This is a genomic window from Rathayibacter sp. VKM Ac-2926 (assembly GCF_022815565.1).
In the GTDB taxonomy this organism is placed as follows: Bacteria; Actinomycetota; Actinomycetes; order Actinomycetales; family Microbacteriaceae; genus Rathayibacter; species Rathayibacter festucae.
This window is the reverse complement of the sequence record NZ_JALGRS010000004.1, coordinates 211,677-227,407: the sequence shown is the minus strand read 5'-3', so window position 1 is coordinate 227,407 and position 15,731 is coordinate 211,677. Positions and strand designations below refer to the sequence as shown.

The following is a 15,731-nucleotide window of genomic DNA, read 5'->3' as shown; positions in this document are numbered from 1 at the left end:
GTGCTCACCGGTCCGCCGTGCTCCCTGCCGCGACCCCGACCGGAGCCCCCATGCGCGACGACGTCCTCGACCTCCTCCGCCGCCGGCCCGACGTCGAGGCCCCCGACCTCGTCGCGGTCGACGCGAGCGACCGCCTCCTCCTCGACCTCGCCGCGGGGCACTCCCGGGTCGCCGTCGTCGGCGACGCCTACGGCGCGCTGACGCTGGCCCTCGCCGCTGACGGCGTGGCGGTCTCCTCCGCCCAGGACTCGATCGTCGCCGAGCGGGCCCTCGCCGCCAACGCCGAGGCGGTCCGCGCCGCCGGCATCGAGCTCGCGCTCTTCACGATCGCCGACTCGATCGCCCAGGCGGTCGAGGGCGCCGAGATCGTGCTGCTGCGCCTCCCGCGCTCGCTCGACGCGCTGGCCGCCGTCGCGGCCGAGGTCGCGCTCGCGAACCCCGCCGCGCAGCTCATCGGCGCCGGGCGGATCAAGCACATGTCGCTCGGCATGAACGAGGTGCTGGCCCGCCGCTACGACCGGATCGACGTCAGCCTCGCCCGGCAGAAGTCGCGGGCGCTGCTCGCGAGCGAGGCGAAGGCGGAGCAGCCCCCCGCCGCCGGTGCGGAGCGCCGCCGTCTGGCCGAGCCCCGGCTCGAGGTCGTCGCACTGCCCGGCGTCTTCGCCGGCGCCAAGCTCGACCTCGGCACCCGGGCGCTGCTCGCCGCGCTCGACCCGGCCGCGCTGCCCGGGGGAGTCGCGGTCGACCTCGGCTGCGGCTCCGGAGTGCTCGCCGCGTCGCTCGCGCTCGCCCGCCCGGACCTCGACGTGATCGCCACCGACAGCTCCCGCGCCGCCGTGGAGTCCGCCGGCGCCACCGCCGAGGCGAACGGCCTGGGCGACCGCATCCGGCTGCTCCGCGACGACAACGCCTCCACGCTCGCCGACGGCTCGGTCGACGTGGTGCTCTGCAACCCGCCGTTCCACTCCGACGGCGCGGTGACCGACCTCGTCGCGCGCCGGATGATCGCGGCCGCCGGCCGCATCCTCCGCCCCGGCGGCGAACTGTGGACGGTCTTCAACTCGCACCTCGCGCACCCGGCCGAGCTGCGCCGCTCCATCGGGCCGACCAAGATCATCGAGCGCAGCGCGAAGTTCACCGTCGCGCGCAGCCGCCGCGAGGGCTGACCGCTCGCCCGAGTCGGGCGAGCCGACCGCAAGCCCCCGCCGCGCCTCCGGCTCTCGCGCCCGCTCCCGGGTACCATCGCTCTCCGGCGTCCCCCCGCGCCGTTCCCTGATGCCCCGGAGGCCGTCGTGCTCGAAGTCGTCCTCGTCCTCGCCCTGATCGTCGCGGCGGGGGCGATCGTCCTGTGGCGCCGCTCCGCCGCCGCCGAGCGCCGCGCGCTCGACAGCAGGGCCGAGGAGACGTCGCGCGCCGTCGCCCTCGAGCTGTCCGTCCGGGAGCAGGAGGCGCGGCTGCGCATCGTCGGCGAGCTCGAGCAGCTCGCCGTCCGCGCCGCGTCGAAGGTGGTCGAGGAGGCCGAGAGCGTGCGCCTCACCATCGACCGCGATCCCGCCGCCGCCTCGCGCTCCGCCGGGCGGGCCGTCAGCGCCGCGGAGGCGTCGCTCGCCCAGCTGCGCCGCATCGCGACGGTCGCCGCGGTCGATCCGCGCGAGCTCCCCGCGACCGGCGGGACGGACGCCCTCATCGAGAGCGCCCGCGAGCGCGGCCTGGTCGTGCAGGAGGAGACCTTCGGCGAGCCGTTCCCGCTGCAGGACGGCGCGGACGTCGCCGTGATGCGCGTCCTCGAGTACGCCTTCGACGAGGCCCTCGAGTCCGGCGGCACCGGCACCGAGCTGCGGATCACCTCCCGCTGGACCGCCACGGGCCTCCGCGTCGAGGTCGACGACGACCGCGAGCGCCACGCCGGCGCCGAGTCCGACGCGAGCGCCGTCGACGCCGACCTGCATGCGCTGACCGACCGGATCGACAGCCCGGCGCTCTCGGAGCTGCGCGAGCGGGCCGGCCTCTTCGGCGGCGACGTCGTCGAGAAGCGCACGCCCGGCGTCGGACGCAGCGTCACCGCCTCCTTCCCGACCGTGCGCCACCACAACGGCGTGCACGGCGTCGACCTGGCCTAGGCCAGGGAGCGCCGGCCCGGAATCGGAGCGGAGGCGGGGTGCCTCGGACGCTCAGTCCTCGAGGTGCTCGACGCCCGGGGTCCAGGAGACGCCGGGCACGCCCCAGCCGCGCTTGCGAGTGATCTTCGCGACGGGCTTGGCGTACTCGTGCTCGAGGCGGTCCGTGTAGAGGACGCCGTCGAGGTGGTCGAACTCGTGCTGGAAGACGCGGGCGAACCAGCCCTCCGCCTCGATCTCGAACGGCGTGCCGTCGAGGTCGACCGCGCGCAGGATCGCGCGCTCGGACCGCCGCAGTGGGAAGCGCTCGCCGGGGAACGACAGGCAGCCCTCGGACTCGGTGTCCTCGTCGGCCTCGCCGAGCGGCGTCGGGGTGACGAACAGCTCGGGGTTGATCGCGACGCCGCGGCGGGGAGTGCCGTCGTCGGCCTCGTAGTCGTAGACGAAGAGCCGCAGCGGCACGCCGACCTGCGGTCCGGCCAGGCCGACGCCGGGCGCCGTGTCCATCGTCTCGAACATGTCCGCGACGAGCGTGCGGAGCGCGTCGTCGAACTCGGTGACGGGGGCGGCGGGGGAGTGCAGGACGGGGTCGCCGGCGATGCGGATGGGGAGGACGGCCATGGGGATCAGGGTATCGCGGGCCCTGCGGGCGGCCGTCCTGATCGTCATCCGCTGGTTAGCCGAGGTCCCCCGTGCGTCGGAGGATGCGCGGATCGATCGTGGGTAGGGTCGTGCCCATGCCCACTGACCTCGCCGACCTTCTGAACGACCCGGCGAAGTTCATCGGCATCCCGATCGCCCTGATCGGCGCGGTCTTCCTCTCGCTCGGCGCGCAGTTCCAGCACCGCGGAGTCGTCAAGGTCGAGCGCTTCTCGAAGCGCTCCGGCTCGAGCGGACTCAGCGGCGGGCAGCTCTTCGCGCTGCTCTCGCGACCGTCGTGGGTGATCGGCACGCTGATGCTGGCGCTCGCGATCGTCTTCCAGCTCACCAGCCTCGGCTTCTCACCGCTCATCGTCGTCCAGCCCCTCGGCGCGGTCGCGCTCGTCATCACGGCGATCGTCAACGCCCGGGTGAGCAAGGTGCGGCTGAACGCGTCCTCGATCCGCGCGATCATGCTCTGCGTCGGCGGCGTCGGGGTCTTCGTGCTGGTGGCCGCCTTCAATGCGGTCGACGAGTCGATCCGGACGTCGCAGCTGATCACGATCCTGGTGATCCTCGCGGTCGTCATGACGATCTTCGTGATCGCCTTCCGCGTCTTCCGCAAGAAGGCCCGCGCGATCTTCTACATCCTCGGCGCCGGCGTCGTCTACGGCTTCGTCGCCACCCTCGCCAAGGTCGTCCTCAACCGGATCAAGTTCGGCGAGTTCGACCCGCTGACCGTCGTCTGCATCGTGGCGCTCCTGGCCGCGACCGCGCTCGGCGGCTACTTCGTGCAGAACGCCTACGCCTCCGGGCCGCCGGACCTCGTCGTGGCCGGCCTGACCGTCGTCGACCCGCTGGTGGCCGTGGCGATCGGCATCATCGTCCTCGGCGAGGCGCAGTACGCGGCGCCGTGGGCGATCCCGCTCTTCATCGCGGCGGGAGTGGTCGCCATCTGGGGCGTCTTCCTCCTCGCGAAGCACCACCCGCAGGCCCGCTGAGCCGCCCGACGCGAGGCGCCGCAATCCCGGGATCCGGCGCCCTCCCCGCCTACACTGGGACCGCTTCGAGACGCCGTGCACCCGCCCGAACCCACGCCGATCGCTCCTCTCCCTCGAGCGACACGACATCGTTAGGACCCACTCCGTGTCAGATCCCCGCGACGCGTCACGCCCCGAGTCGTCGACCGGCGACTCCGCTCCGGCGGACGCCGCCCGCCGCCCGCTGACCGTCGTGATCGGCTGCGACACCTTCGCGCCGGACGTCAACGGAGCCGCCAAGTTCGCCGAGCGCCTCGCCGCCGGCCTGCAGGCGCGCGGCCACGAGGTGCACGTCGTCGCCCCGTCCGCCGACGGCTGGAGCGGCACCCGCGTCGAGGACCACGAGGGCCAGCGGATCATCGTGCACCGCCTCTTCAGCCTCCGGTGGCCCCCGCACGACTGGCTGCGCTTCGCGATGCCGTGGCGCATCCGCCAGAACAGCGCGCGGATCCTCGACGAGGTGAAGCCCGACGTCGTGCACTTCCAGTCCCACGTCATCGTCGGCCGCGGCCTCGGTCAGGAGGCGGCCAAGCGCGGCATCCGCATCATCGGTACCAACCACTTCATGCCCGAGAACATGCTCGAGTTCACGCTCCTGCCCAAGGCCGCCCAGGCGAAGGCCGTGGCGATGGCCTGGCGGGCCGCCCGCCGCACCTTCGGCCGCGCGGAGGCCGTCACGACGCCGACCCGCAAGGCCGCGCAGTTCCTCGAGAAGTACACGGGGCTGCAGGGCGTGCACGCCATCTCCTGCGGCATCGACGCCGACAACTACACGCCCGACTTCACTCCGCGCACCGCCAACCGCATCCTCTTCGTGGGGCGCGTCACCGGCGAGAAGCACATCGACGTCCTGCTCCGCGCGGTCTCGCTGCTCGACCCCTCGCTGGATGCGCAGCTGGAGATCGTCGGCGGCGGCGACCAGATGCGCAACCTGCAGCAGCTCGCCACCACCCTCGGCATCGCCGACCGCGTCCACTTCACCGGCTACGTCTCCGACGCCGAGCTGAAGCAGGCGTACAGCCGGGCGACCGTCTTCGCGATGCCCTCCATCGCCGAGCTGCAGAGCATCGCGACCATGGAGGCGATGGCCTCGGCCCTTCCCGTGGTCGCTGCCGACGCGATGGCCCTCCCGCACCTCGTCCACGAGGGCGAGAACGGCCACCTCTTCGAGCCCGGCAGCGCGCAGGCCCTCGCCGACGGCCTCACCGACGTCCTGACGGCCGACCCCGAGCGCCTCGAGGCCTTCAAGCGCAGCTCGCTCCGCATCGTCGCTGCGCACGACATCAACCGCACGATCAGCACTTTCGAGAGCCTGTATCGTGGGGAGCCGGTGGCCGATCCGGCCGCCGACGCAGCGTCCGCTCCGGCAGGCCGAGCCGCCTCCTGACGGCCCGCCCCGCTCGCCTCGGGCGCCGCGGGGCGTTAGCTCAGCCGGTCAGAGCAGCGGACTCATAATCCGTCGGTCACGGGTTCAAGTCCCGTACGCCCTACTTCCGTCCCGTCCCCCTCGCGCCGCCGGCCCGCGCCTCGACTCCGCAAAAGTTGTCGTACTCGCGCGCTGAGTACGCCAACTTCTGCGCACTCGACGCGACCTCGCCGTCGGTCCCCGCCGCGAGTGCGCGAAAGTCGTCGTACTCGGACGGCGAGTGCGACGACTTCTGCGGACTGAGCGGAGAGGGGGCGTCAGGCGTCCGGGCGGGACTTCTTCAGGCGGGACTTCGCGGCGCGCTCGGTGAGGACGGAGAGGTAGTCCTGGACCGGGCGGTCGGCGAGGGAGTCGAGCTCCTTCTGGACGGCCGACTCCACCTCGGCGGCGGGGCGGTCGGGGAAGCGGGTGCGCAGGCGCGCGGACACTTCGGAGACGATCTGGTCGAGGTTCACTTCAGCGGTCACGGGCGGATCTTCCTCCCCGTTGGTTAACGGATGGTGTTCCTTCTGCGTCGACCGCGTCGGCGCTAGCACGTCCGCCGCCCGGAAGCCCGTAGTGGCCGGTCTCCGCACGACGTGGTTCGCTGTTCTCGTGCCTGACCTCCCGATGTTCCCGCTCGGCTCCGTGCTGCTGCCGCACATGCCGCTCCCGCTCCGGCTGTTCGAGCCGCGGTATCTGCGGATGCTCGGCGACGTGCTCGAGGACGACACGCTCTCGTTCGGCGTCGTGCTCATCGAGCGCGGGCAGGAGGTCGGCGGCGGCGACCAGCGCTTCCCGATCGGCACGGTCGCGCGCATCCTCAACATCGACGGGGCCGAGTCGTTCGTCACCATCGACAGCGTCGGCGAGAACCGCTTCGAGGTCGTCCGCTGGTACGACGACGACCCGTATCCGAAGGCCGAGGTGCGCCCCGTCGCGCCGCTGGAGTGGGCGCCCGAGCACGAGGAACTGCTGCGCTCCGCCGAGTCCGCGGTGCGGACGGCGCTGGCGGTCGCGAGCGAGTTCGTCGAGCAGCGCTACGGCGCCGTCGTCGAGCTGGCCGAGGACCCGGCCGCGCACGCCTGGCAGCTCGCGGGTGTCGCTCCGGTCACCGAGCTCGACCGGCTCGCGTTCCTGCGGAGCACCTCGATGGTGGAGCTGCTCGAGGCCGTGCGCGAGCGCTCGTCCGAGGCGACCGAGTCGTTCCGCGCCGGCTGGGCCTGATCGTCCCCTTGTGCTGATCTGCGTCAGCCGCTGATCCGGTGACTCGCGCCGACCGCGAGAGCCCGCCTCATTCCTCGAGCGCGACTCCACGCTCGGCGGCGAGCTTCGCCAGGTCGTCGACGACGACGAGCGCCATCCGCACCGAGCGGTCTCGCTGGTACTCCTCGTCGTCCGCATCGATCAGCGGCGCGCGGTCGAGGGTCTCCTCGATCGACTGCGACAGCTCGCGCCAGGCGTCCTGCCGGGCGTCGTCGACGAGCGAGGCCAGGTACTGCTCGTCCCGCGCGCGGTGGCGCAGGGAGTCGGCGACCGCGAGCGAGAGCCGCTCGCGGTGGTCGAGGTTGTCGATGTCGGCGGAGCGGTAGTCGTGCACGTGGTCGGAGCGACCGCCGACCAGGGTCGCGTCCGCGGCGATGGCGCGCAGGCGCTCGGCCGCCGCCTCCGACTCGTCGGCGAGCTTCTCCAGCTCGGCGGCGGCGATGACGGAGTAGTGCCGGACGTCGAACGCGACGCCCTCGGCCAGGCCGTCCATCAGCACGCGGTTCTTCACGGCCATCCGGCTCGCGTACTGGGCGAGCAGCAGGCCCTCCTCCGCGGCCTCCTCGACCGAGACGGGCTCGCGCGACGGGTTCTCGTCCGGGTCGTACGGCTCCATCTTGAACCTGCGTCGACGGCGGAACCACACGCGCGTCACCTGCACCCTCGGTTCGAGCGCCCCGCCCGCCGGAGCACCTCTTCGAGAATACCGGTCGGGCGGGCGCGATGGTCGGCCGGTCAGGCGTCCCGCCAGTCGTCCTGCAGAAGGTGCGAGCCGGCCTGCGGCCCCATCTGCAGCATGCCGCCGTCGACCGCGTAGGACGCTCCCGTGATGTAGGCGCCCGCGGGCGAGGCGAGGAGGGCGATCACGGCAGCGATCTCGCGCGCGTCGCCGGGGCGGCCGAGCGGGATGCCCGGGCGGTCGATGCTGTGCGGATCCACGTCCTCCGCGTCGTTCATCGGGGTCGCGATCTCGCCGGGCGCCACCGCGTTGGCGGTGATGCCGTAGCGGCCGAGCTCGAGGGCGGCGACCTTCAGCAGCCCGCCGAGTCCGTGCTTGGCGGCGACGTAGGCGCTCGCACCGACGCGGGGCTGGTGCTCGTGCACGCTGGTGACGCCGATGAGGCGTCCGCCGGTGCCCTGCTCGACCATGATGCGGGCGGCGCGCTGGAGGCCGACGAACGCTCCGTCGAGGTTCAGCGCGACGACCTCGCGCCAGCTGGCCAGGCTCTGCTCGAGGAAGGGCTCGCCGCCGCCCCCGCCCGCGTTGTTGACGAAGACGTCGAGTCCGCCGAGGCGCCGGGCCAGGTCGTCGATCACGTCGCCGACCCGATCGAGCTCGGTCGCATCGAGGCGGGCGACCTCGGCGCGGCGGCCGTGCGAGCGCACCTCCTCCGCGGTCTCCAGGGCGCCCTGCTCGTCGCTGTGCCAGGTGATGCCGACGTCCATGCCGGCCTCGGCGAGGGCGACGGCGGCGGCCCGGCCGATGCCGGAGTCCGAGGCCGTGACGACGGCGCGGGTGGGGCGGAAGTCGCGGGGTCCCTGGGTCATGACGTCTCCTTTTTCGAGGCGCGGCGCGTCTCCTCGATCACGATCCCAGCACCGGCGCCGCCCGGCCGGCAGACGCTTGACACACCGGTCACCGCGGTCGCGGGCGTGGCGGATGTCCGGGCGAGGGCCCGGATCGAGTTGACTGTCCTGATGGACTCCCGACGCATCTCCGTCGTCGTCCCCGTCAAGGACGACGCCCGGCACCTCGAGCGTCTGCTCGCCCTCCTGGCCGAGCAGACCCTCGCCCCCTTCGAGATCGTCGTCGTCGACGACGGCAGCACCGATGACAGCGCGGACGTCGCCCGTGCAGCGGGCGCGCGGGTGATCGTGCACGGCGGGACCGGCATACCCGCCAGCACGGCGCACGGCTTCGACGAGGCGGAGGGCGACGTGCTCGCCCGGCTGGACGCCGACTCTCAGCCGGACCGGCACTGGCTCGCGCGGATCGCCGCGCACTTCGCCGACCCGGGCGTCGGAGCGGTGACCGGCCCCGGCCGGTTCGTCGAGCTCGGCCCGGTCGCGCGGAACCTCGCCCGGATCGTCTACATGGACGCGTACTTCGTGCTGATGGGCTCCGCGCTGGCCAACTGGCCGCTCTTCGGCTCGAACTGCGCCGTCCGCCGCTCGGCCTGGCAGGAGATCGCGGGGGAGATGCACCGCGACGACCCCTACGTGCACGACGACGTCGAGATCAGCGTGCACCTGGGCCTGCGCCACCGGATCGTCTACGACCGCCACCTGGAGGTCGGCATCTCGGCGCGACCGTTCGGCGCCGCGGCCGACATGGTGCGGCGCCTCGACCGCGCCCTGCACACGCTGCGCCGGCACCCCGGGCTCGGCGACCCGGTGCAGCGCTGGATCCACCGCACCCGGCGCCGGCACGTCGAGCGGCTGAGGGCCCTCTCCGCCGCCCGCCGCGCTCCGCGCTAGGACTCCGCGGGGGTCGCGGCCGGAGCCTCGGCCGGTCGCGGGTCGTCCTTCGGCATCGCGCGGACCGCGAAGAGCATGCCGACGGCGAGCACCGTCAGCGCGATGCAGACGAAGCGGGTGCCGGCCGCGAGGCCCTCGGGCGTCGGATCGCCGCCATCGGCCTGGGCGTTGACGATCGCGCCGAACACCGCGACGGCGATCGCGCTGCCGATGTTGCGGGCGAAGAAGTTCGTCGAGGACACGACGCCGCGCTCGTTCCACTCGACGCTCGCCTGCGCGCGGATGAGGGTCGGCGTCGCGACCAGGCCCATCCCGGCGCCGATCAGCACGCAGAAGCCCGCGATCTCCCAGAGGCTCGACGAGGCGCCGAGGAGGATCGTCAGCCCGGTGCCGACCGTGACCAGCGCCGCGCCGAGGAAGGCCGTGCGGCGGAAGCCGATCCGCAGGTAGAGCCTGCCGGAGAGGCTCGCCGCGACCGGCCAGCCGATCGTCATCGCGGCGACCGCGAAGCCGGCGCCGAGGGCGGAGCTGCCGAGGACGCCCTGCGCGAAGGTCGGGAAGTAGGAGGTGACGCCGAGCGTGATCGCGCCGACCGTCACCGAGACGAGACTCGTCGAGAGCAGCACCCGCCGCGTGAGCACCCAGAGCGGCAGCACCGGGGCGACCGCCCGGCGCTCGATGGCCACGAAACCGGCGAAGGCGAGCGCCGCGGCGACGAAGACGCCGACGCCCGCGGGCGAGAGCCAGGGCCAGGCGTTGCCGCCCTCGAGCAGGCCGAGGATCAGCAGCGCGGTGCCGACGGCGAGCACCGAGGCGCCCGCGAGGTCGAGCGGGGTGCGCTCGCCGCGGGTGGTCTCGCGGAAGCTGCGGATCAGGAGGAAGGCCGCGAGCAGGCAGAGCGGGATGTTGACCAGGAAGATCCAGCGCCAGGCGCCCAGGTCCGACAGCACACCGCCGAGAGTGGGGCCGACGACCGAGGAGATGCCCCAGACGCTGGCGAGGTAGCCCTGGGTCTTCGCCCGCTCGGCGACCGTGTAGATGTCGCCGGCGATGGTGATGCCCATCGGCTGGATCGCCCCGGCGCCGAGGCCCTGCAGGGCGCGGAAGGCGATCAGCGCGGGCATGCTCCAGGCCAGGCCGCAGAGCAGCGAGCCGGCGAGGAAGAGGCCGATCCCGATCAGCATGATGGGCTTCCGCCCGATCACGTCGGAGAGCTTGCCGTAGAGGGGGACCGAGACCGCCTGGGCGAGCAGGTAGATCGAGAACAGCCAGGGGAACTGCTCGAAGCCGCCGAGGTCCGCGACGATCGAGGGCACCGCGGTGGAGAGGATGGTCGCGTCGAGGGCGACCAGCGCGGTCGAGATCATCAGCGCCAGGAGGATCGGACCGCGCTCGGAGCGCAGTCCGACGCTCGCGCGCGTGGGGGAGTCGGTCATTCCGCTCACGCTATTGCAGAGCCGGGCGATGGAACGGGGGCTCGACGCACTCGGTAGACTGGCCCTATGGAACTCGTGCTCTGGCTCGTCGTAGCCGCCATCGCCGGTGTCGGCCTCGTCTCCGGAGTCGCGGCTCTGGTCGCCATGACGAAGGCGCCCTGGTCCGACAGCAAGTAGCGGGGTCCGGGGTCGCACCCGCCCGCCCTCACTCGTAGCACCGCACCACGCTCCAGCACGGATCCGTCGAGGCGACGACGTCGAGCACGAACGCTCCGCCCGTCTCGAGATCGGTCGCCTGGAAGCGCCAGCCGCCGATGCTGACCGGCACGCCGCCGAACGTCGGCGGGAAGCCGTCGAGCGGCGCCCACCAGTCGCTGGTGCGCGTCCAGACCGTCGGACGGTCAGTCACCCGGTAGCTGGCGCCGCGCCATTCGAGTGCGACGGGCACTCCGTCACCGTCGGTCGCGACCATCGCCGTCTCCTCGATCACCGCCATCGTGGGTGCTCCCGCCTGCTCCTCTCGACCCGCCGGACTCGACTGGCCGTTCGAACATGTGTTCGATAGTCTGCGAGTGTACGCCGCGGCGCCCGTGCTCGCCACGGCAGCGGATCGACCGGGCAGGAGGCGAGATGATCGAGTGGAGTCCCCTCCAGATGCTGCGCAGCAGCGGGCCCGACGAGTGGGTCATGGTGGACGCGATGCGGACCGGGCGGATCGGGCTGATCCGCAGGATCGAGACGGGACCCTACCGCGAGAGCTGGTTCCGGGCCGTCACCTGGGCCGCGGAGCCGGGCAAGCGCACGCTGGTGGGCTACTCGCGGTCGATGGAGACCATCGCGGCGACGCTGTGGGCGCATCAGCCGCTGACCGCGCAGGAGAAGCCGTTCCCGGGCTACCCGGCGTCGAGGCCGGCCGGGGTGCCCGCTTCATGAGTCTGGCGGCGGAGGCCGTCGTCCGAGCTCGCTCTGCCGCGGAGGAGAATGGCCGGATGCTCCTCGCGCTCACCGGTGGCCCCACGGGGCAGTGGCGGGCGGTCGTCGCGGACGGCTCGGGGGCCGAGGTCGGCGGCGGGCGCGGACCGGCCGAGCTGGCCGCCTTCGTCCGCGAGCGGGAGCCGGAGCGTCCGCGCTGGGTCTGGGACGACACCGCCCGCTGGTACCCGGCTCTCCTGGCCGAGGGCGTGCACGTCGCGCGCTGCCACGATCTCCGCCTCGCCCGGGCGATCCTCCGCCGTTCGGAGCAGACGGCGCGCTCGCCGCTCGCCCGCTCGGCTCCCGACGCGTGGGACGCCGGGGCCGCCGCCCCGGTCGCCGGCGACACGCTGCTCGGCTTCGAGGAGGCGCCCGCGGAGACGGACGAGCTGGACCCGCTGGTCGAGCTCGCCCGGCAGGAGGAGGCGCTGGCTGCGGCCGCGCAGGGCGGGCGCCTGCGGCTCCTGCTCGCCGCGGAGTCGGTCGGCGCGCTGATCGCCCGCGAGATCGCCGCGGCCGGGCTGCCGTGGCGCGCCGACGTCCACGACCGCGTCCTCACCGACCTGCTCGGTCCGCGGCCGCGCTTCGGCGGACGGCCGGCCCGCCTCGAGGCACTGGCCGACGACATCCGCCGCGAGCTGGACGCGCCCGAGCTGAACCCCGACTCACCGGCGGACCTCCTGCGCGCGCTCCGCCGCGCCGGTCTGACCGTCGAGTCGACCCGCTCCTGGGAGCTGACCTCGATCGAGCATCCGGTGATCCCGCCGCTGCTGGAGTACAAGAAGCTCTCGCGCCTGCTGACCGCCAACGGCTGGGCCTGGCTCGACGCCTGGGTGCACGACGGGCGCTTCCGGCCGGAGTACGTCGTCGGCGGCGTCGTCACCGGCCGCTGGGCGACGTCGGGCGGGGGAGCGCTGCAGCTGCCGCGGCAGATCCGCGCCGCAGTGACCGCCGACGCGGGCTGGAAGCTGGTGGTCGCCGATGCGGCGCAGCTGGAGCCGCGCATCCTCGCCGCGCTGGCGGGCGACACCGTGATGGCGGCCGCGGGGCGGGGCAAGGACCTCTACCAGGGCATCGTCGACGCGGGCGTCGTCCCGGACCGGCCGCGAGCCAAGGTCGCGATGCTCGGCGCGATGTACGGGGCGACCAGCGGCGAGGCCGGGCGGCTGCTCCCGCGGCTCACGCGCGCGTACCCCCTCTCCGTCGCGCACGTCGAAGCGGCTGCCCGCGCCGGCGAGCGGGGCGAGCGGGTGTCGACCCGGCTCGGACGCAGCTCACCGCCCGGCGACGTCGACGCCGGTGGTCAGCGCGCCCGCGACTGGGGGCGCTTCACCCGCAACTTCGTCGTGCAGGGCACGGCCGCCGAGTGGGCGCTCTGCTGGATGGGGGAGCTGCGGGCCCGGCTGCGCGCGGAGGGCGCGCTCGCGCACCTCGTCTACTTCCTGCACGACGAAGTGATCGTGCACGCGCCCGCGGAGGAGGCGGAGCGGGTCGCCGCGGTCGTGCGCGAGGCCGCCGTGCGCGCCGGGCGGGCGCTGTTCGGCGATCAGGACACCGACTTCCCGGTCACCGTCGCGATCGTCGACGCCTACGACGAGGCGAAGTGACGCGACTGCCCGACCGAGGCTCCGGTGCTGTGGCTCAGTACCAGTGCGGCGAGCGGTTGTTCCAGGCCGACCAGGCCGCGCACGGCGAGCCGTAGCGGTCGGAGATGTAGGCCAGACCCCAGTCGATCTGGGTCGCGGCGTTGGTCTGGTAGTCCGCGCCGTAGGTCGCCATCTTGCTCGCCGGCAGCGCCTGCGGGATGCCGTAGGCGCCCGAGGAGCGGTTCAGCGCGTTCCAGCGCCAGCCCGACTCGCCGTTCCAGAGCGGGATGAGGCAGCTGTCGGCCTGGTCCTGGCCCCAGCCGTGGACGCCCATGACGGAGCGCGCGTAGTTCTGCGCCTGCGCCGGCGACATGCCGTCGGTCCGGCCGGCGTAGCTGCCGAGCGCGGCGATGGTCTTCGCGCTGCTGTCCTTGCCGGACGCGTCGTCGTCGCCGAGCTCGACCGGGCCGCCGCCTCCGCCCGTCGACGGGGCCGCGGGCGCCGCCGGTGCCGGAGCGGAGGGTGCGGACGGCGCCTTCGCGGCCTGCTGACGCCGGGCCTCCGCCTCGGCGGCAAGGCGGGAGAGGCGCTCCTGCTCCTCGAACGCGGCCTTCGCCTCCTGACCGGTGGCGAACTCCTCCTCGAGCGCGGCCGTGGTGTTCTTCAGCGAGGCGAGCTGCTCGTAGAGCCCGGCGCTGTACTGCTCCTGGTCGGCGACCTTCGCGTCGGCCTCGGACTGCGCGGCCTGCGCCGTGGCGAGCGCGTCCTGCGCGGCGCTGACGAGGGAGAGCCGCTCCGTGCGCGCCTGCTCCGCCTGCTCGGCGAGGGAGGCGGCGGCGTTCTCGGTCGACTCGGCGTCGCTCTGGAGGCGGCTGGTCTGCAGGGTGAGCTGGCTCATGGTGCCGAGGCGGTAGAGCAGCTTGTCGGACTGATCGCCGCCGACCAGGAGGTTCAGCGTCGCGTCGGTGCCGCCGTTGCGGTAGAGCTGAGCGGCGAGCCGGCCTGCCTGCTCCTTCGCGGCGTCCGCGTCGGCTCGGGCCGCGGCGGCGCGCTCCTCGAGGGCGGTCACGCGCTGGGTGGCCTCGTCGAGCGCGCTCTGAGCGGCGTCGGCCTCGGACGCGCGGGAGATGGCGGCGTCGGTGAGGGCGGCGGCCTGATCGCGCAAGTCGGCGAGGATCGCGGTGATGCGGTCGACCTCGGCGGCGGTCGCGGTCTCGCTCGACTTCGCGGCCTCGACGTCCGACCAGGACGGGTAGTCGGCCGGGTCGTAGGCGGAGGCCGCCATCGGCGCGGCCAGGGCGGCGCAGAGGACGAGGACCGTGCCCGCTCCGGCTGCGACGAGCCGTCGGCGCGCGGAGGTGGACACGCGGAGGCCGAGAGGCGAACGGATCATAGCCCCCACCTTAGGCGACGGCGCCCGCGCCTGTCTCGTGCCGGTCGTTCTGTGCGCTCAGCGGCCCCTCGGTCGCGGCGTCGTCCCGCGCCGCCGCCTTGCGTCCGCGCCGCGGGCGCTCGAGGGCGTAGCCGCGGACGGCCGCTCCGTCGCCCGCCCCGGCGAGCTCCTCCCTGGCGGCGTCGAGGAGCCGGCGCAGCGCGTCGTCGCGCACCAGCACCGCCCGTGCGGCGAGGCGGCGCTGCGGGTGCTCGTCGAGAGCCTCCTGCTCCTCGGGGAGCGTGCTCCCGTAGGCGTCGAGGACCGCATCGAGGTCGGCGTCGGAGAGGCTCGAGGCGAGGAGGATGCGATCGAGGACGTCGTCCCAGTCCTCCTCGGCGGACGCGCCCTCGCCGCTCAGCCAGGCGAGCGCCTCGGCCCGTCCCTCGTCGGTGAGCGCGTGCAGGGGGAGGCCGTCCTCCGTCGATCCCGCCGCCGCGACGAGGCCGCGCTCGCGCAGCCGGTCGAGCGTGGAGTAGATCTGCCCGACGTTGACGCGACGGCGGTGGGCCGCCCGATCGAGCAGCTCGGCGTGCAGCTGCAGCCCGTACGCGGGGCCGAGGGTGAGAAGAGCGAGCAGACCGTCGCGGACCGACACGGGGCTCCTCTCGAGCGGGTCGCGGGCCCGGAGCCGGGCGACGCCGCGGTTCGGGCGGACTTTCCCGAGTATAGGCAGGGGATCTGCGCGACCCGGCGGCGGGAGCGGCGAGGCGCCTTGTCGTGGCGCGGAGGGTCCTGCATAATCTCGACTGGTGGCTCGTCCACCGCACAAGAAGGCACTGCACGTCGCTCGTGGTCCAGGTCGTTGGGGAAGACGCACCAGGACGGACGGAGGACAGCGTGGTGACGCAACAGACTCGGGGTGTGCTCTTCGTGCACTCCGCCCCCCGCGCGCTCTGCCCCCATCTGGAATGGGGAGCGGGTCGCGCTCTCGGTCGCGCCGTGAACTTCGACTGGATCGAGCAGCCGGTGCAGCGCGGTGCCCAGCGCACCGAGTACGCCTGGGAGGGACCGGTCGGCACCGGTGCGGCGATCGCCTCCGCGCTCCGCGGCTGGGCCGACGTCCGCTACGAGGTGACCGAGGACCCCTCTCCGGGCGTCGACGGCGGCCGGTGGATGCACACTCCCGAGCTGGGCGTCTTCTACGCGCAGACGGACAGCGCCGGCAACACCGTCGTCCCCGAGGACCGCATCCGCTCCGCCATGGAGAGCGCCGGAGCCGACCCCATCGAGCTGCACCGCGAGCTGCGCCTCGCCCTCGGCCAGGCCTGGGAGGACGAGCTCGAGCCGTTCCGCGCCGCCAGCGACTTCGCGCGGGTCATCTGGATGCACAGCGTCGGCTGAGCGGAACGCTCAGCCG

General features: G+C 73.6%; 17 protein-coding genes and 1 tRNA gene. 10 read left to right on the top strand and 8 right to left on the bottom strand.

The annotated features are described in order from the left end of the window. Window positions 1–50 precede the first annotated feature (50 nt). Entirely contained in the window at window positions 51–1,166 is a 1,116-nt protein-coding gene (locus MT351_RS07295) for a class I SAM-dependent methyltransferase (RefSeq protein ID WP_243581751.1), read from the top strand. Window positions 1,167–1,292: 126 nt separating this feature from the next. Further along, window positions 1,293–2,120 carry a hypothetical protein gene (locus MT351_RS07290; protein ID WP_243581749.1) on the top strand — a complete coding sequence of 276 codons (828 nt, stop codon included), beginning with the start codon at window positions 1,293–1,295 and terminating at the stop codon, window positions 2,118–2,120. A gap of 51 nt (window positions 2,121–2,171) precedes the next feature. Here MT351_RS07290 and def read toward each other — a convergent pair whose 3' ends face one another. Next, window positions 2,172–2,738, bottom strand: a complete 567-nt coding sequence (gene def, locus MT351_RS07285) for a peptide deformylase (RefSeq protein ID WP_127886296.1) — start codon at window positions 2,736–2,738, stop codon at window positions 2,172–2,174. 116 nt (window positions 2,739–2,854) lie between these two features. Between def and MT351_RS07280 the strand changes: the two genes are divergently transcribed. The 3 genes from MT351_RS07280 to MT351_RS07270 all read left to right on the top strand — a co-directional run bounded on the left by MT351_RS07280 (window position 2,855) and on the right by MT351_RS07270 (window position 5,286). Continuing rightward, window positions 2,855–3,757, top strand: a complete 903-nt coding sequence (locus tag MT351_RS07280; protein ID WP_123445647.1) for a DMT family transporter — start codon at window positions 2,855–2,857, stop codon at window positions 3,755–3,757. Window positions 3,758–3,902: 145 nt separating this feature from the next. Continuing rightward, entirely contained in the window at window positions 3,903–5,183 is a 1,281-nt protein-coding gene (locus MT351_RS07275) for a glycosyltransferase (RefSeq protein WP_374204758.1), read from the top strand. Between the two features lie 29 nt (window positions 5,184–5,212). Next, window positions 5,213–5,286 (top strand) — tRNA-Ile (locus MT351_RS07270). 193 nt (window positions 5,287–5,479) lie between these two features. Here the strand turns inward: MT351_RS07270 and MT351_RS07265 are convergent. Further along, window positions 5,480–5,689: a three-helix bundle dimerization domain-containing protein gene (locus MT351_RS07265; protein WP_132437785.1), complete on the bottom strand. Its 210-nt coding sequence runs from the start codon at window positions 5,687–5,689 to the stop codon at window positions 5,480–5,482. A gap of 127 nt (window positions 5,690–5,816) precedes the next feature. Between MT351_RS07265 and MT351_RS07260 the strand changes: the two genes are divergently transcribed. Then, window positions 5,817–6,428, top strand: coding sequence for an LON peptidase substrate-binding domain-containing protein (locus tag MT351_RS07260; protein ID WP_243581747.1), 612 nt, complete (start codon window positions 5,817–5,819; stop codon window positions 6,426–6,428). Window positions 6,429–6,495: 67 nt separating this feature from the next. Here MT351_RS07260 and MT351_RS07255 read toward each other — a convergent pair whose 3' ends face one another. Next, window positions 6,496–7,083, bottom strand: coding sequence for a hypothetical protein (locus MT351_RS07255; RefSeq protein WP_243581746.1), 588 nt, complete (start codon window positions 7,081–7,083; stop codon window positions 6,496–6,498). Between the two features lie 119 nt (window positions 7,084–7,202). Beyond that, window positions 7,203–8,015 carry an SDR family oxidoreductase gene (locus MT351_RS07250; protein ID WP_243581745.1) on the bottom strand — a complete coding sequence of 271 codons (813 nt, stop codon included), beginning with the start codon at window positions 8,013–8,015 and terminating at the stop codon, window positions 7,203–7,205. 150 nt (window positions 8,016–8,165) lie between these two features. On the opposite strand from MT351_RS07250, the gene MT351_RS07245 reads away from it, so the two are divergent. Then, a complete protein-coding gene (locus MT351_RS07245; RefSeq protein WP_123735474.1) occupies window positions 8,166–8,945 on the top strand; it encodes a glycosyltransferase family 2 protein in 780 nt (259 codons plus the stop codon). Here the strand turns inward: MT351_RS07245 and MT351_RS07240 are convergent. Further along, on the bottom strand, window positions 8,942–10,381 hold the full coding sequence (locus MT351_RS07240) for an MDR family MFS transporter (protein ID WP_243581744.1): 1,440 nt from the start codon (window positions 10,379–10,381) through the stop codon (window positions 8,942–8,944). The genes MT351_RS07245 and MT351_RS07240 overlap by 4 nt on opposite strands. Before the next feature lie 205 nt (window positions 10,382–10,586). Beyond that, window positions 10,587–10,853 (bottom strand): hypothetical protein, encoded by a 267-nt coding sequence (locus MT351_RS07235; protein WP_243581743.1) that lies wholly within the window; start codon window positions 10,851–10,853, stop codon window positions 10,587–10,589. A 158-nt stretch (window positions 10,854–11,011) separates the two neighbouring features. Here MT351_RS07235 and MT351_RS07230 point away from each other — a divergent pair, with 158 nt between their 5' ends. After that, window positions 11,012–11,314 (top strand): hypothetical protein, encoded by a 303-nt coding sequence (locus MT351_RS07230; RefSeq protein ID WP_243581742.1) that lies wholly within the window; start codon window positions 11,012–11,014, stop codon window positions 11,312–11,314. A gap of 56 nt (window positions 11,315–11,370) precedes the next feature. Next, a complete protein-coding gene (locus MT351_RS07225) occupies window positions 11,371–12,960 on the top strand; it encodes a bifunctional 3'-5' exonuclease/DNA polymerase (protein WP_243581740.1) in 1,590 nt (529 codons plus the stop codon). 34 nt (window positions 12,961–12,994) lie between these two features. Here MT351_RS07225 and MT351_RS07220 read toward each other — a convergent pair whose 3' ends face one another. Then, window positions 12,995–14,332: a hypothetical protein gene (locus MT351_RS07220; RefSeq protein WP_279398112.1), complete on the bottom strand. Its 1,338-nt coding sequence runs from the start codon at window positions 14,330–14,332 to the stop codon at window positions 12,995–12,997. Window positions 14,333–14,342: 10 nt separating this feature from the next. Beyond that, entirely contained in the window at window positions 14,343–14,969 is a 627-nt protein-coding gene (locus MT351_RS07210; protein WP_243581738.1) for a PadR family transcriptional regulator, read from the bottom strand. Window positions 14,970–15,211: 242 nt separating this feature from the next. Here MT351_RS07210 and MT351_RS07205 point away from each other — a divergent pair, with 242 nt between their 5' ends. After that, on the top strand, window positions 15,212–15,715 hold the full coding sequence (locus MT351_RS07205) for a DUF3145 domain-containing protein (protein WP_243581736.1): 504 nt from the start codon (window positions 15,212–15,214) through the stop codon (window positions 15,713–15,715). Window positions 15,716–15,731 lie beyond the last annotated feature (16 nt).

Bases quoted from the DNA above. Each gene is read 5' to 3' on its own strand.
- MT351_RS07295 (WP_243581751.1), top strand. From the start codon at position 51: ATGCGCGACGACGTCCTCGACCTCCTCCGCCGCCGGCCCGACGTCGAG.
- def (WP_127886296.1), bottom strand. From the start codon at position 2,738: ATGGCCGTCCTCCCCATCCGCATCGCCGGCGACCCCGTCCTGCACTCC.
- MT351_RS07280 (WP_123445647.1), top strand. From the start codon at position 2,855: ATGCCCACTGACCTCGCCGACCTTCTGAACGACCCGGCGAAGTTCATC.
- MT351_RS07255 (WP_243581746.1), bottom strand. From the start codon at position 7,083: ATGGAGCCGTACGACCCGGACGAGAACCCGTCGCGCGAGCCCGTCTCG.
- MT351_RS07250 (WP_243581745.1), bottom strand. From the start codon at position 8,015: ATGACCCAGGGACCCCGCGACTTCCGCCCCACCCGCGCCGTCGTCACG.
- MT351_RS07245 (WP_123735474.1), top strand. From the start codon at position 8,166: ATGGACTCCCGACGCATCTCCGTCGTCGTCCCCGTCAAGGACGACGCC.
- MT351_RS07240 (WP_243581744.1), bottom strand. From the start codon at position 10,381: ATGACCGACTCCCCCACGCGCGCGAGCGTCGGACTGCGCTCCGAGCGC.
- MT351_RS07235 (WP_243581743.1), bottom strand. From the start codon at position 10,853: ATGGTCGCGACCGACGGTGACGGAGTGCCCGTCGCACTCGAATGGCGC.
- MT351_RS07230 (WP_243581742.1), top strand. From the start codon at position 11,012: ATGATCGAGTGGAGTCCCCTCCAGATGCTGCGCAGCAGCGGGCCCGAC.
- MT351_RS07225 (WP_243581740.1), top strand. From the start codon at position 11,371: ATGCTCCTCGCGCTCACCGGTGGCCCCACGGGGCAGTGGCGGGCGGTC.
- MT351_RS07220 (WP_279398112.1), bottom strand. From the start codon at position 14,332: ATGATCCGTTCGCCTCTCGGCCTCCGCGTGTCCACCTCCGCGCGCCGA.